Here is a 14,535-nt window from a genome sequence, read left to right on the forward strand (position 1 = left end):
TCGCTGGCGGGAGCCTTCACTCACCACGCCAGCTGAGCACGCGCCCCTGTTCGCTGCCAACGAGCAGAGACCAGGGCGCGTACACCGAGAGAGCCCCGGCCTCAAGGGACCACGGCACTGTCGCACAGGATGCCCACAACCCTCGGGGTGCGGGGCCTCTCCCGCATCCTGAGGCCTCTACACCGGGCGCCACTACACTGCCTTGGTGTCTGACATGTCCGACCCGATGGGCCCCGACGACATCCTGGTCATCACCACCCAGGACTTCACCATCCGCAGCGACAAAGACCTCTACCAGGCCTCCTACGCCCTGATGAGCTACTTCTCCGGGCTCTGCCGACAAGGCCGGATCGCCGACGCCTACGCCGGACCCACCCAACCGCCAGCCACCGACGGTCACGACCCCGACGACCTCGACGGCGAGCACCTCACCATCCGGATCGAAGTCATCGCCGACAGCATCGACCACGGCATCACCACCGCCCTCGAGACCATGCACCGCGGCTTCACCACCCTCGGACGAACACTGCCCGACCAATACAGCCCCGACGAAATCCAAGTGCTGACCATCGCCATCGGCGGCGACGACCTGACCATCACCCACCTCGACCGCACTGCGGCTTACTGCCGGGTCGGCCTCACCTCCTGAAACTGGAGTCATTCTAGAAAAATCCGGGTGGTTCCGGGGTGCTTTGCTGCGCTGTAGTGCGTTGCGGCAGTCCAGAATTTCTGGAGGCGTGTCGATGTCTGATCGGTTCGATGGGCTCGAGCAGATACGCGACACGGTCTTGGTGCAATGCGGGCCGAGTGAAGCCTGAGCGGCACTGGAACTCGCGGCCCGATCCGGAGCTGGTGTGGTAGTGACCACCCAGCAGCGACGGGGGATCTGGCAAGCTGGTACTCAGAGGTCGTTTCAGAATGACTTCGTGAGTCCCCGGTGGCAGATCAGGGCGCAGGCGAGGTGGAGCAGGCCGAGGTGGATGTCGGCTCGGCGTTCGTAGCGGGTCCGGAGTCGTTTGAAGGCGTGGAGCCAGGCGAAGCCGCGTTCGATGACCCAGCGGTGTTTCCCGAGGCCGGAGCCGTGGCCTCGTCGTCGTCGGGCCAAGTGTGGTCGGATGCTGAGTGCGCGGAGGCGGCGGCGGTGTGGCTGGGAGTCATAGCCCCGGTCTCCGTAGAGCGTCCCGGGGCGGTGGCGGGGCTGGCCACGACGACCCCGGATCGGCGGGATCGCCTTCACTAGCTGTACTGACCACAGACGTTGGTTAACCGGCTGATCGGTGGTCGTCGTCCGATGGCGGTGTGGGGCCGGTGATGGTTGTACTCGTGGAGCCAGTTTGGGAGGGCGTCGCGCCGCTGGGACTCGCCGGTGTAGTGCCGGGCGTAGGCCCACCGGTCGGCCAGGGTGCGGTGGAATCGTTCGATCTTGCCATTGGTCTGCGGCCGGTAGGGCCTTGTGTGTTTCGGGGTGATGCCCAGGTCGTGGCAGGTGTCGCGCCAGAGCCGGGAACGGTAGGCCGAGCTGTTGTCCGACAGGACCCGGGACACGGTGACCCCGCGATCGGTGAACCACGTAGTCGCCCGCGAGAGCACAGCAGCCGCGGTAGCGGCGGTCTCGTCATCGTGGATGGGGCTTGACCCCGGATCTTGGACACGCTGAATCCAGCACTGCTGGGGAAGCGAGATGATCCAGCGATCATGGCCAGGAAGAGTTTCACCGACGAGTTCCGTCGGCAGGCTGTTGATCTGTATGAGTCCATCCCGGGTGCCACGGTCCGTGGTATCGCCGACGACCTGGGTATCGCGCGGGGCACGTTGCGGGACTGGCTCACGATCCACGGCACGGGGAACAAGACCGCAGCTGATGGCAGTAGCTGCCCCAGCCCGGTACAGACCATGCGCACCACGCCGGGGTCGGGCTTGGACGGGGAGGAACCACCGGGGCAGAAGATCGCCCGTCTCGAGGCTCGGGTCCGTGAACTCGAGATCAGCGAGAAGAAGCTGACTGCCGAGCGGGAGATCCTGCAGCGGGCGGCCAAGTATTTCGCGGGGGAGACGCGCTGGTGACCCGCTTCCAGTCCGTCGCTGACCACCGGCACACCTTCGAGGTGAAGCGGTTGTGCGAGCTCGTGCACGTCTCGAGGTCGTCGTTCTACGCCTGGTTGGCGGCCGCTCCGGCCCGGGCGCGTCGGGCCGCCCGTGATGCGGTGTTGGTGGCGCGGATCCGGACGATCCATGACGCCGAGAACACCATCGGTGCACCGCGGGCCACGACCGAGCTCAACGACGGCGCCGCAGCCGGGGACAGGGTCAACCACAAACGCGTCGCGCGGGTGATGCGTGCGGCCGGGATCGCCGGCTACCGCAGCCGGCGCCGGGTGCACACCACGATCGTCGAGCAGTCCCGGCAGACGGTGCCCGACCTGCTCAGGCGGGATTTCACCGCCCCAGCACCGAACCAGGTCTACGTCGGTGACATCACCTACCTGCCCCTCGCAGGCGGGACGAACCTGTATCTGGCCACGGTGATCGACTGCTGCTCCCGCAAACTCGCCGGCTGGGCCCTCGCTGATCACATGCGCACCGACCTGGTCAGCGACGCACTCCACGCCGCGGAACGGGCCCGTGGGTCGCTACGCGGGGCGGTCTTCCACAGCGACCACGGAGCGGTCTACACCTCGAGTGCCTACGCCGAACTCTGCGACCGGCTCGGAGTGACCCGTTCCATGGACGCGGTCGGATCGTCGGCGGACAACGCCCTGGCCGAGTCGTTCAACGCCACCGTCAAACGCGAGGTCCTCCAGGACAGCACCTGCTGGCCCGACGCGGCCACCTGCCGACGGCAGGTCTTCAGGTGGCTGACCCGCTACAACACCCGACGACGACACTCCTACTGCCGGCACCTGTCCCCGAACACCTACGAACAGACACTCCCGGCTACCGTCACAGCCACAGCCGCGTAATCCGACACCGTGTCCAAGATCCGGGATCAAGGCCCGAGCTCGGCACGACGCGGGGGACGATCGCGCGAGTCGCGGACCAGATCGGTTGCGGGGTGGAGTCGCTACGGACCTGGGTCAAGCAGGCCGATATCGACGAGGGTGTCGAACCGGGTGTGACCACGGCCGAGGTGACGCGGATCCGTGAGCTTGAGCAGGAGAACCGTGAGTTGCGGCGGGCGAATGACCTGTTGAAGCGGGCCTCGGCTTTTTTCGCGGCGGAGCTCGACCGTCCCTTGAAGTGATCGTCGCGGTCGTCGACGACAACCGCGACGAGTTCGGAGTCGAGTTCATCTGCACGCACATGCAGGTGGCTCCGAGCAGCTACTACGCGGCGAAGAAGCGGCAGCGCACGCCGTCGGCCCGCGCGGGCGGTGACGCGCTGATGCTGTCGATCCTGCTCGCGTTGTGGGTCGCGAACCGGAAGGTCTACGGCGCTCACAAGCTCTGGAAGGCCGCTCGCCGCGCCGGGTATGACATCGGCCGCGACCAGGTCGCCCGGCTCATGCGTGAGCTCGGAATCCAGGGCGTGTCCCGGGCGCGGAAGAAGGTACTCACCACCCGGGCTGACCTTGACTCGGTCCGGGCGCCGGACCTGGTGAACCGGCACTTCACCCTCGACCGTCCGGATGCCCTGTGGGTGACTGACCTGACCTATGTGCCGACCCGGTCAGGCATGACTTATGTGTGCTTCATCGTTGACGCGTTCAGCCGGCGCATCGTCGGCTGGCGGGCAGCGGCGAACATGAAGACCGAGATGGTCCTCGACGCGCTGGAGATGGCCCGGGCAGCGCGGGGCGGGCAGCGGCTGATCGGCCTGGTGACGCACTCGGACGCGGGCGTCCAGTTCACGTCGGTGCGTTTCACCGAACGGCTTGCCGAGATCGGCGCCCGGCCCTCGATCGGCACGGTCGCGGACTCCTATGACAACGCTCTGGCCGAGACGACCAACGGCCTCTACAAGACCGAATGTGTCTACGGCCCCGACACGAACGGCTGGGACGACGTCGGCGAGCTCGAACTCGCCACCCTGTCCTGGGTGCACTGGTTCAACGAAGCCCGGCTACACAGCCACTGCGGCGACACCACCCCAGCGGAGTACGAAGCAGCGTTCTACGCTGCACAACAGACCGACCCCACCAGGGTCGGAATCCAATAGACCGAGCCTCCAACGAACCCAGTGCGGTTCAATGGGCCGGGTCGGGTCGTGCTTCGATAACGCTGTAGCCGAGGCGTTCTTCTCATCCCTGGAATGGGAGGTCCTGTCCCGGCACGAGTTCACCGACACCGGCCACGCCCGCGAAGTCGTGACCGACTGGTGCTACGGCTTCTACAACCACCAACGCCGTCACACCGCCGCAGCCATGATGAGCCCGATCGACTACGAGAGCACCCCCGGCCCCGACCGGGACGCCGCCTAAAGGAAACTTTCCACAATTCGGGGGGAAGCGCAGAGAGAGAGTGTGAGTCGACGACGCGATCGCAGCAGGGTAGGATAACACGCCGAGCCTCCTGGTGAGACAGCCGATCTTGGTCGATTGCTGTCCTACCGGGAGGCTCACCCAGCTACACCACCACCCTCATCAGGCCCTGACCAGCAAAATCACGATGAAAAGGGCTCTGCCAACCAACTCTGCAGCAAACCCCCGATCGCCATTTTACAGGTCGCAGGCACATCTCATTACAAACTCACGAAGTCCTACTGGAAGTAGGAGCGTTCGATATCACCGTCTGGGGCGAACTGGCGTACTGAACCCTGGAAGATTAGCCTTCCTGACTTGATCACGCCAATATCAGTAGCCACCTTGCCTACTTCATTCAAAAGGTGGCTACTCAGAACGATCGTGCGGCCGGTGGAAACGACATCTCGCATGAGCGATCGAAGAGCTGCCATCCCTTCGGGGTCAAGACCATTTTGTGGTTCGTCGAGCAACAGCAGCTCCGGATCACCTAGCATGGCGGTCGCGAGTGCGAGCCGTCCTTTCATTCCAGTGGAGAATGTTCTCACACGGGCCCGCCCAGTGTCGCCAAGTCCAACTTTGTCAAGAACCGACTGGATCTCCTCCTGGCCGACACCGATCAAGTGGGCATGCACCTGTAGATGAGCTCTGGCGGAGAGGTGACCGTACAAGCTGGGGCCGTCGACTGAAGCTCCGATCCTTCCCAAAGACTCGCGGCGCCAGGGAGCACCGAACAACGAGATTGTTCCTGCACTGGGACGCAGAAGGCCGAGAATCATCTTGAGTGTAGTAGATTTTCCTGCACCATTCGGCCCCAGGAGTCCATAGATCTTTCCTGGGTGCACTCGTAGGTCCACTTCCTCCACTGCTCGCTTGTTTCGAAAATCTCGAGTGAGACCACGGGTCTCGATAACAGGACCATTCGACAACGCGGCAGCCGGTCCATTGGGTGTCGATCCACGCCGAGCCTGATTCATCGGAGTCTCTCCCTTTCCTTTTCTTCTTAACGCTAAGGCCTGCTTTTTAGAATTCCCCTAGTGATCCTCGCCGTCTTGCTATTCGCAATCCGGTATGCATCCCCCAGAGGCCAATCGCCAGTGCGATCGTAGCCCAAGCGGCCAGGCCAGCGAGTGAAGGAAGCAGTTCTTTCGGGGTAGCTGCCTGCGTGAGCGCGAGACGCATTCCATCGAGTGCAATAGTTGTTGGCAGGAAACCCGCTATCAGTTGCAGCCATTCCGGAAGTATCGTCACAGGGTATGCGACTCCGGACAGCAGAGTCGTCACCGTGACCACTGTCCACTTCACTGGGTCACCTCGCTTGGTCACCAACAGGGCTCCGCATCCGGTAAGCCCTAAGCCGCTCGTGGTGAGAACCAGCAGAAAAAGCACTGAAACAGAACCAAGGATATCGATATTGAACGGAACCTTCAGTATCGCTCCAAATACAGCGACCATCGCAAAGGATCCAGATATCGTCCCAATTAACGCGGCCCCCCCGGAAAAGATCATTGGTTTAAACACTGACACAGGCATGACCAGAACGGACTCGAGAGTTCCGGCGGCCTGCTCCTCCTGCAGGTATCCGCTGAAGGCGTTCAGGCCGATAACGACAAACCCAGTGAAGATCGATCCCGTCAACAAGAAGCTAACGATATCGCCCCCGTAGACTCGAATCCCGTCGAATGTATTTCCTTGCTGCAGGAATCTTCCCATCAAAAAGAACTGAACGAGTGCGACCAAGGAAGAGGCGCCGCCCAGTACTAGCGCGGTGCGGTAACTACGCTGCTCCCAGTACAAGCGCAGCAGGTGCACTCCGAACTGTCGCACGGATATCGGTATCCGTCCCATTGGAACCCCTCCTTACGATACTAACTGCTTCCGAATACCACGACTGGAGGCTTATTCAGGCCCCGTGATATAATGATCTAGCCCGGCGTGTCGGGTTGGGCGACAGCCCGTCCATCGCGAATATTGGTTTGCCGAATCAATCCGAGATGAACGGGTTGTCGCAGTATGTACTATGCCACTGGTTTCCGGCGTGATGAGATTCAGGATCTTGTCGCTATAGTGTATGAGCAGGATCAGCGGGACGCGACGGAGGCACGTTTGTCTTGGCCGCCGGTTCTGGGGTTGTTCTGGTCGGTGGTGATCACGTTGGCGTATCTGCGCGGGAATCGTGTGCAGTGGGAGTTGGCGGAAACCTATGGGGTGTCGCAGTCGACGGTTAGTCGAGCGATCACGGGGGTGACACCGTTGCTGGCACAGGCGCTGCGGAGTGTCGTTCCGACGGCAGAGGAGCTTCGTGCCGATCGGCAGTACATCATCGATGGAACCTTGCTGCCCTGCTGGTCATGGGCCGCGGTGCCGGGTCTGTGGTCGGGCAAGCATCGCACCACCGGCGTCGTCGTCCAGGTCGCAGCCACCCTGGAAGGGCAGCTGTCGTGGATCTCCGACCCGACCCCAGGCTCCCGACACGACCTATATTGCCTCGACCAATCCGGCGCCCTCGACCACCTCGCCACATACCCCCCGATCGGCGATAAAGGATACATCGGGCGCGGCATGCTCACCCCGTTCAAAAAACCACCCGGCCGGGAACTTCTCGACTGGCAAAAAACATTCAACAAGAGCCTCAACCACACACGCGCCACCATCGAACGAGTCATCGCCCATATCAAAACGTGGAAAGTTCTCCACACAGACTACCGGCGGCCCTACGCCACATTTAAAACGACAATCTCGGCAGTCATCGGACTCATCTTCTACACACTTACCTGACGGAGCCTGAATAAGCCTCCTGGTGTGGCTGCTCTGAGCGTCGACCCTCATACTAGTGACCCTTTTTCAATCTGTTTGCGCAGGTCAGAGCTTTGCAGTTCGTGACTCTGTCCTCTGACGGCGTGCCAGAAGATGGTCGACGCAGCGTCTCCTCGTCATCGCCCTTGAAGACAGCAGGTCAACGCGGCGCTGAACAACTGGAAGGTCTCCTGGCTACCCCGGGAGCGAGCTCGACCCTCTGACCTGCGGCCATCTGACCTGTGCAAACAGATTGAAAAAGGCTCATTTCGTCCGACTCGGAGAGTCTCAAGTTCTATCGCGAGGGCCGAAGTCTTGATCTCCATCGGAACGTACATAGGAACGCTGTCCTCTTCGTGAAGTGTCGAAGATTGCCGTTGAAGTGTGCTTAGTGCCGATTGGCTAAATCGTCCTCCAGTTCGAATCGAACGCACGTGACCTGCATGTAATTATGATTCATGTCGAATTTTATGGTCCGCTAGATGCAGTTGATCAGTCGACAGCGCAAAATCACGAGCCAGGTGCGTGGAGAGCAGCACTGTCCCACCTTCTTGACGGTACGCTGAAAGTGCCTGATGCAACTGGTCAATCCTGGTGTCGTCGAGGCTTGCGGTCGGTTCGTCGAGCAACACCAAGGGCGGGGAGCCGAGTAGACTGCGTGCCACCCCAATGCGGCGACGTTGACCCAATGACAGGTGCATGAATGCTAGATCTGCGACGTCATCCAGGTCTAGCAGCTGCAGTACCCGACTGACTTCCAAGCGACATTCGCGCCCGAAGATCCCGCGAAGCGCAGAGTAGTAACGTAGGTTTTGACGACAAGTCAATCGATAGTAAAAGCTCCGCTCCGGATAAAGTGATACCCCTAGCATCCTACGGGCTTGAGTTGCTGTCACCACTACATCGTGTCCGGCTACGGTAACAGTTCCGCTTGTCGCCTCGATCAGTCCGCAGGAAAGTTTAAGCAGTGTTGTTTTCCCTGCCCCATTCGGACCGAGTAATGATGTGATTGTCCCCGGAGAGAGCTCCAGCGACACTCTCTCTAACAGCGGGTAATCTGCCCCTGGGAACCGGAGCGTCACTTCATTGAAAACTAGCACAAAGGGCCTCCGGAAATAAGTTTCTCTGCCATGGTGAGACGTGAGCTTTCGGCCCACGAAATAAGTGCAACAGCAGCTCCTCCGGATCCGGTCAGAAATCCCGGCGAGTCGAGCAGCGTCCGCTGCTGATTTCGTAGTCCAAATAACAGCTGAGGATCACGCATGCCTAGGAGACGACCGGCCAACACTTCGGCCGAAGCGGCTGAGTCTGAGGATGTAAGTCCTCCGTAACTAGACAGATGTCGCTGGATCAGGAGTAGCCCAGCAACGCCATGGCACAGAGAGGGATTCTTGTCGATTGAACTGGGTGGCGTCTGCGTAGCAGAGTCCCAGAGACAGTCTATGAGCGCAGCCGTGTCCAATTGTTGTGAGGAGATAGGCAAATAGCTTGTGAGGGCGAGAGCTGCACTAACGTTGCCGTAGCACCAGCCAACTCGAGATGTCCCCCCGACTCCCTCTTGCGGTGACACAGGTGAGGTTGGACTCATAAACGGTAGTCTGGGGCCGTTGGCCCCCTCCAATATCGAGTCGACGACGGTTTCCGCGACGTGTTGTGCAGCCTCTCGAGTGAGGGCGCCTCCGATCTGTCGGTTCGCTGCTTCAGCCAGCGTAGCCAGTACACCACATATTCCATGAGCATAGCCGAGATTTATGTAGCCGGCGTGTAGATCTGGCTGATGTTCTCGCTCAAGAGACGTGATCCGCTCTGGTGGAGTCCGATATCCGTCTGTCATCACTGCCCAGCGAGATAGTTGGCTGACTGAAGCCGTGAGGACAGCAGCGCTGCGGCCTCGAATATTAGGGATCTGAAGTAACATACGAGTGGGGCCAGCAAGCCCACTGATGATGTCATAATCATCAGTACTGGGGCCTTCATCCGGAACTGAACCGAGGTGTGCTTCAACTAGATCAAGCATCAGGGAGTCGACCTGGGCGATTGCGTTCTGATATCGCTCTCCAAATCTGCTCAGCGAGCGAAGCGTGTAGGCTACGCAAGCTGCCCCTCCAAACAACCCCATGGCATCTGGACCGAGGGCTCTGATGTGGCTCGGCAAGGCGTCTACTGCTCGACTTATGTAGGGGAGGGCTGCACGGTCCCATCCGTCATCAGGACGGAGTTCGTCGGCCCCAGCGAATACAAGCGCAACACCAAGATCCCCGTGATCTAAATCCAGAGGATCCCAGTATTGTCCCGGAATCCCTGTCATAGGGTGGAGTGCGGTAAGTCCGCGTAAGTCGGGGTATTCTCGAATGCGAGTTAGGATACTCCATCCGAATTCCGCAGCATCACTTGACCGCGCGGAGTGGTTCACTATCGCGCCCTTGTGGTTTTCAGACATTCATCCTCTCCCGATACACGTCTGCGCGAAGTAGCGAGTCGAGGGTGAACACTGCCTGGTACTCCTGCTGTCGACTGAGCCCCATCCGGTTGGCGAACATATGAGTAAGCGCCTGCTTAATTTGCGTCCGGTATGTAAGATCTGGTAGGTCCCCCAGAGTGCGTCGCATTTCATGACTGGGCTCGAAAAGCTGCCTGGAGAGCGCTTGCGCCGATCGGTATCCGGAGCCAGACACATCTGACTTGACAGGGCTTCTCGTGGCTTGACGTAGTTTCTGTCCGGAATCTTTGAATTCTGCTCGATATCCCGAGCAGGCAAAATGAACGACGGCTCGCATATCCTCAGAGCTGTCACAGATCGCATGGAGGTACGTACTCATGAGCTCGACAGTGTCACGTCCCGGTGCGACCTCCCCATCGAGCGGGTTTGCATAACGTCGTTCGGGATTAAGCAACAGCTCAGGGCGAGACGCAAGAAAATCTGATTCAGCGCAGAATAACGCTTCTGCAGCTCGCATCCCCTCCAACCCTCCGTACCGCTCGACCTCACGCCGATATGTATCGATCGAGTAGCATGAGACGCTGTTCTGGTCGAGAAGCTCGTTGAGCGTCGAAGTTACGGCTAACTCATTATGGCGCTCGACCTGTAGACGCACTCGCAGATGATCAACTGTGTCAGTGTAACGCACGTAGAACCATGAATTTCCCGATAGGCCGGCAGCTAACTGGGAAAGCACAGAGTTTTGAAGTCCTGGAGGGCAGGAGAGTCTCGCGTACCACCACTCGCGTCCGGGAGGCAATATTCGGTGACACCGATCGATCGCGGTCCATCGTGGTTGCGGAATTTGGGCTACTTGCTCCGCATGGCCTGTAGTCGCGACAGAAACTACAATCTCTCCGGCGTAGCGCTTTCCTTTCGTATCTTCAACCCAGCCTAACCTGGCTGGCTCAATTGCCTCTGACGCCCACTCAGCACCAGACGCCAGCTCCCGACGGAGTAGGTCACGGTGGAGGCGGTTACGAAGATCGAGAAGTAGACGATTATCCAATGTTCCGACATGCACGTAATCGGGAACCCCAGCGGCAGAGATCCACCTGAGTAACTCCTGATCTTGCTTCTCCGCCCCTCCTTTAAGCTCTGGGAGCCGCCACTGTGGCGCTACAAGCTCGGTATCTCTGAACGTCACACCAGGTAGAAAGTCGAGGACATCAAGCGAGTCTCCCCAGTGCCACGCTGGCCGCACGAACCCATCAGCCGAAATCTCCTCAAGGAATCGGACGAGGTCAGTGGAAATATCGGGTGCCGCGAGGTTCCCAGCGCGAAATAGTAGTCGTTTACCTGTCGCGGAGTGAACTAGTCTAAATCCATCCGGTCCAACTCCCAGTAAAATTTCTTGCACGCGAAGCAATTCGACTTCTCTGTCGAACTCCCCCGTCGTTAGAGCCAATCGCAGAGACTCTATCGAAGGCGCTAACGAAACATTATTCACTGCAGGGCGATTGCTGATGTAGTCGACCTCAAAGAATTGCGTATCCGCCAAATGTTCCCGATCATGAGCACTGACGTTGATCATGTGATCATGACAGTGAGAGTCATGGTGGGCGAAGCGTCCGTGCGCTCGCCCTCCCGGCATGCCAACCCCTACTGGGCCTAGGGTCGCTTGGATTGAATTATCCACCGATGGGCGTTGGAGATGCAGGAAAACGTCGTAGGAAGCGGCGCGACGTCCCAGTACAGGCGGCATCGTGGCCAGCAGCTCTTCGGAGAGAACTACGCGTGTCGTACTGTCTTGTCGAGATTTTTCCACCAGGCGGGAGCGAAGCCGCTGACCAGCACGCAGCACTCGTTCAGGTGTGCTCATCCGAGTCGCCGCTACCTGATGACGTGACGTTGGATACCCAGCGGGAAATCCGATCCCGTATTCGGGATCGAGGACCTCATGGAGCGGGACGAGTGTCTCCCCGAAGTGCTCTGCAAATCGTTCAGCGTGTGCTTGGATCTCTGGCTGCCACGCTGGGACAGGAGTGGTACAGATCAGCGCGGCCAGCGCATCCTCTGCCCACCGGATCACTTTTGCAGGTATACAGCCATGTACCTCGAGCTGAAGATCTACCTGCAGCTCTTCTTGCATCGAGTTAGGATCGACACGGAGCAGCTGATAGAGGTGGCCGATCTCGTTCTCTCCTCGCCCAAACTCTGCCTCTGCATACTGGTCGAGAGCTTTGGATACGGCCTCTACTCTAGGTGCGATCACTGGGTCAGAACGTAGTCGGCTGAGCGGGTCACGGTCGAACAATGAGCTGTCTAGCTCAGACACGAGTAAGCCGGCAGCTTGCAGCTCGTGAAGGAACGTTATGAGAACTGCGTCGTCCGTGGTTGGAAACTCTGCAACTAACGCACGTAGAAGGTCATCAATTCCGACTGGATCGCGAGCGATACGAAGTACCGCGCGGACAGGTGGCGTCACCCGAACGCTGCTGCGCTCGTTCACACTACCGTCAGGGCCATGAGGACGGACCAGCGCAACCAGCCGGTCCGATCGGATCAGAGCGCTCGGATTTACCTGGACCGACACACCACTCCGGATTAGACTAGCTTCGTGAGTAAGTCGCCGCGCGAAGCTCGACCCGACCCGGGCGTACCTCCGATGAGCGGTACCTAGACGTATCGGATCGTCATCACCAACCCGAACCATCGCGAACCCACTGAACGTCCCGAACGGAGTAGTCCTGGTGGCAATTCGAATAGAATATCGAACGAGCGTACGGTGCAATGACTGCACCCTTTTCTCTTTGACCTCTCTCGGCGAGTCGAGCAGGCGCATAATTCCCTGGTAGAGAACTGGACTGGCGGCTCTCACTGATTCTCGCAGCAGCGAGTCGGCCCACATTCGACGGATATCCTCGAGAGGCTCGACATTCACAGTCGGGGATGGATAGCAGTCGACTGAGCGAGTCGGGCACCTAAGCATGACCATGTTTGACAGCACGTTCACTAGCGCTATCCTCTACTCGTCGATCGACGGCTTTGATCATTCTTGGGCATGTGCATCCAAGGTGAGGTGAATCGATTAGACTAGACTTAATAAAAGCCGGAACGTCATCGCCGATTGCTCCCTTTGATATGAGGCGCGCGAAAGCGCAGTCCCTCCACCGCGTCTAACGCTCAGTCTTGCCGCCTGCCGCAGGCAAGGCTCTCTAGCTCTAGCGCAAGTCCCCTCTTGGTCGTATCGTATTTGAATAGAAACAGGAGTTATGTGCCAGGTGTGGCAACCGGAGTGAGGGTAGCAGCAATCAAAGCGTATGTGTTTTTATGTGCCCAGAATTAGATTGTAGCTATTTAGATAGGCCCTACCTAACACGGCAGCAGGGAGGTGATCGCCTCGCATTGCAGGTTCCGCGAGACTGCACTCATCGATTCTCGCCGATGCTGATCTGATCAGTTCTTGATCACCAGTTCGTACCACCTCATATGTGAGCCGCGCCTCAAGACTGTGTCGGAGAGCTTCGGCTATGGGACTAGAACTGGTCGGAAGACACGGGCCATGATAGAGATCCAATGCCTCCGTGATTCGATGAGCTTCAAGCAACGAATACACATGCAGCACATCGATGTCTGGAATTGACCGGAGCGAGAACCGTTGACAATCCTGTTCGTACCCTACATCGATACCCAGCCGACGCGCTCGGTAGGCAATCGTTGGCAATGTGGATTCTGCTATTTCCTGCTCGTACAATCGTAGCCGGAGAGAGTCGCGATTCATTTGACCACCGGCAAGTGCCAAGGTAACTGCCAACTCGATAGGCTTGACACTCCCCAAGGGGGTGCCGTCGACGCGACAGCCTCCGATTATCTCAATGCGCACGTCAAAGTCCGCAGCAATTATTCGCGATCCGATAGAGGATCAATGCTCGCGGACAAGGCGATCCTTGAGCATTAGCATGGTCAGGCGACATCCACATATTCCTTAGGCTCCTGTTGGTGACGTCTCGCTCCCTACTGCAGGAAAGCTACACGAAGTGTCTATTTCAATGGCGGAAACTGGAGCTGTGCAGGCCACTCGCCCCAGCGTACCTGCCGCATCCGAGGTGGGGTACCCCTCTCTGTCTCGCTCAAATTTGTCCAGTTTCACCCGAACTGCCCTCTGGAGCCCGGTTTAAAAACCGCAAAAGTGACAGTATGCCGTTGTATAGATGCGCGCCGTAGCTGTGATGGATGTGTGATTTACGTCGGGCATAGTCTTGCTTGGCGAGCAGGCCGTCGACGCGCTGCTCGAAAGATGAAGGGAACGGCTCAATGTCTGATTTCGATCTGGATGTCCGTATGGATGCGCCAGCAAGCTCGAACAGCACCTCGAGGATCACGAGTAAGTCGCTGTGCACTCCGGGTTGCATCACGGGAATGATGCATTGCACTACCCGCTCGTGCAGCGGCGGCTGTTCGATCGTGATCTCGCGCTGATCTCTCTCCTCGGATGGTGGCGCAGCGGAGATGTTGCGCCACCATCCGAGGAGTTCCGTGGGCAGGCTGTTGATCTGTAGGAGTCGACCCTGGGTACCGCGCTCTGCGGCATCACTGAGGATCTGGGCATCGCGCGGGACGACGGTGTCTGGCGCCAATCCCGGGACGTCGCGATGACGCATCGGAGGACGGTGGTCCGGGGGCGCTGGTGGTCTGTCCCGTCTGGTCTCTCGTCCCTACCCCTCGCGGCGGCGACCGCCGCAACCGCGAATGGGCTGCCACCACACACAACACCGCAAAAACGCGGCGACCAGGCAGGCGGCCACACCTGCTTGGGATGCAGCTCGTCGCCGCCCCGGCGAAGCGCTGAAGGCGTGGGCGA

At 59.4% G+C, this 14,535-nt stretch carries 10 protein-coding genes, 3 pseudogenes and 1 other annotated feature; of the genes and pseudogenes, 6 read left to right on the top strand and 7 right to left on the bottom strand.

Going from position 1 to position 14,535, the window contains the following annotated elements; genetic code table 11:
- Nucleotides 1-205 precede the first annotated feature (205 nt).
- Nucleotides 206-649 (top strand): hypothetical protein, encoded by a 444-nt coding sequence (locus KPL59_RS33375; RefSeq protein WP_226358233.1) that lies wholly within the window; start codon nt 206-208, stop codon nt 647-649.
- A gap of 264 nt (nt 650-913) precedes the next feature.
- On the opposite strand, the pseudogene KPL59_RS33380 reads toward KPL59_RS33375, so the two are convergent.
- Both KPL59_RS33380 and KPL59_RS33385 read right to left on the bottom strand, forming a co-directional pair.
- Nucleotides 914-1,240: pseudogene (locus tag KPL59_RS33380) on the bottom strand (transposase); the annotation flags it as partial.
- A pseudogene (locus KPL59_RS33385) lies at nt 1,237-1,626 on the bottom strand (integrase core domain-containing protein); the annotation flags it as partial. The pseudogenes KPL59_RS33380 and KPL59_RS33385, both read right to left, overlap by 4 nt.
- Nucleotides 1,627-1,695: 69 nt before the next feature.
- Here KPL59_RS33385 and KPL59_RS33390 point away from each other — a divergent pair.
- From KPL59_RS33390 to KPL59_RS33400, 3 genes and pseudogenes are all read left to right on the top strand, one after another.
- A protein-coding gene (locus KPL59_RS33390; RefSeq protein ID WP_226363196.1) for an IS3 family transposase occupies nt 1,696-2,960 on the top strand; the annotation gives its coding sequence in 2 pieces (ribosomal slippage) (nt 1,696-2,047 and nt 2,047-2,960; 1,266 coding nt in all).
- A 29-nt stretch (nt 2,961-2,989) separates the two neighbouring features.
- Nucleotides 2,990-4,155, top strand: a pseudogene (locus KPL59_RS33395) (IS3 family transposase); the annotation flags it as partial.
- Nucleotides 3,202-3,315: a sequence feature (AL1L pseudoknot), on the top strand. It overlaps the preceding pseudogene by 114 nt.
- Before the next feature lie 31 nt (nt 4,156-4,186).
- The gene (locus tag KPL59_RS33400; protein WP_226363198.1) at nt 4,187-4,417 is read left to right on the top strand and encodes an integrase core domain-containing protein; all 231 of its coding nucleotides are present in this window, start codon (nt 4,187-4,189) and stop codon (nt 4,415-4,417) included.
- A gap of 278 nt (nt 4,418-4,695) precedes the next feature.
- Here KPL59_RS33400 and KPL59_RS33405 read toward each other — a convergent pair whose 3' ends face one another.
- Together KPL59_RS33405 and KPL59_RS33410 are read right to left on the bottom strand one after the other, a co-directional pair.
- Nucleotides 4,696-5,433: an ATP-binding cassette domain-containing protein gene (locus tag KPL59_RS33405; protein ID WP_226363199.1), complete on the bottom strand. Its 738-nt coding sequence runs from the start codon at nt 5,431-5,433 to the stop codon at nt 4,696-4,698.
- Nucleotides 5,434-5,479: 46 nt separating this feature from the next.
- On the bottom strand, nt 5,480-6,268 hold the full coding sequence (locus KPL59_RS33410) for an ABC transporter permease (RefSeq protein ID WP_226363200.1): 789 nt from the start codon (nt 6,266-6,268) through the stop codon (nt 5,480-5,482).
- A 201-nt stretch (nt 6,269-6,469) separates the two neighbouring features.
- Here KPL59_RS33410 and KPL59_RS33415 point away from each other — a divergent pair, with 201 nt between their 5' ends.
- On the top strand, nt 6,470-7,234 hold the full coding sequence (locus KPL59_RS33415; RefSeq protein ID WP_226363201.1) for a transposase: 765 nt from the start codon (nt 6,470-6,472) through the stop codon (nt 7,232-7,234).
- 467 nt (nt 7,235-7,701) lie between these two features.
- On the opposite strand, the gene KPL59_RS37985 is transcribed toward KPL59_RS33415, so the two are convergent.
- The 3 genes from KPL59_RS37985 to KPL59_RS37995 are packed head-to-tail and all read right to left on the bottom strand — an operon-like array spanning nt 7,702 to nt 12,669.
- Nucleotides 7,702-8,409 carry an ATP-binding cassette domain-containing protein gene (locus KPL59_RS37985; protein WP_374111700.1) on the bottom strand — a complete coding sequence of 236 codons (708 nt, stop codon included), beginning with the start codon at nt 8,407-8,409 and terminating at the stop codon, nt 7,702-7,704.
- Entirely contained in the window at nt 8,346-9,692 is a 1,347-nt protein-coding gene (locus tag KPL59_RS37990; protein ID WP_374111701.1) for a lanthionine synthetase LanC family protein, read from the bottom strand. The genes KPL59_RS37985 and KPL59_RS37990 overlap by 64 nt, the downstream gene beginning before the upstream one ends.
- Nucleotides 9,685-12,669 carry a lantibiotic dehydratase gene (locus KPL59_RS37995; RefSeq protein WP_374111703.1) on the bottom strand — a complete coding sequence of 995 codons (2,985 nt, stop codon included), beginning with the start codon at nt 12,667-12,669 and terminating at the stop codon, nt 9,685-9,687. The genes KPL59_RS37990 and KPL59_RS37995 overlap by 8 nt, the downstream gene beginning before the upstream one ends.
- A gap of 1,346 nt (nt 12,670-14,015) precedes the next feature.
- On the opposite strand from KPL59_RS37995, the gene KPL59_RS38000 reads away from it, so the two are divergent.
- Complete coding sequence (locus tag KPL59_RS38000) at nt 14,016-14,153, top strand: gallidermin/nisin family lantibiotic (RefSeq protein WP_374111704.1); 138 nt, start codon at nt 14,016-14,018, stop codon at nt 14,151-14,153.
- Nucleotides 14,154-14,535: the final 382 nt, after the last annotated feature.

The organism is Pseudonocardia sp. ICBG1142 (assembly GCF_020496255.1).
Classification (GTDB): Bacteria; Actinomycetota; Actinomycetes; order Mycobacteriales; family Pseudonocardiaceae; genus Pseudonocardia.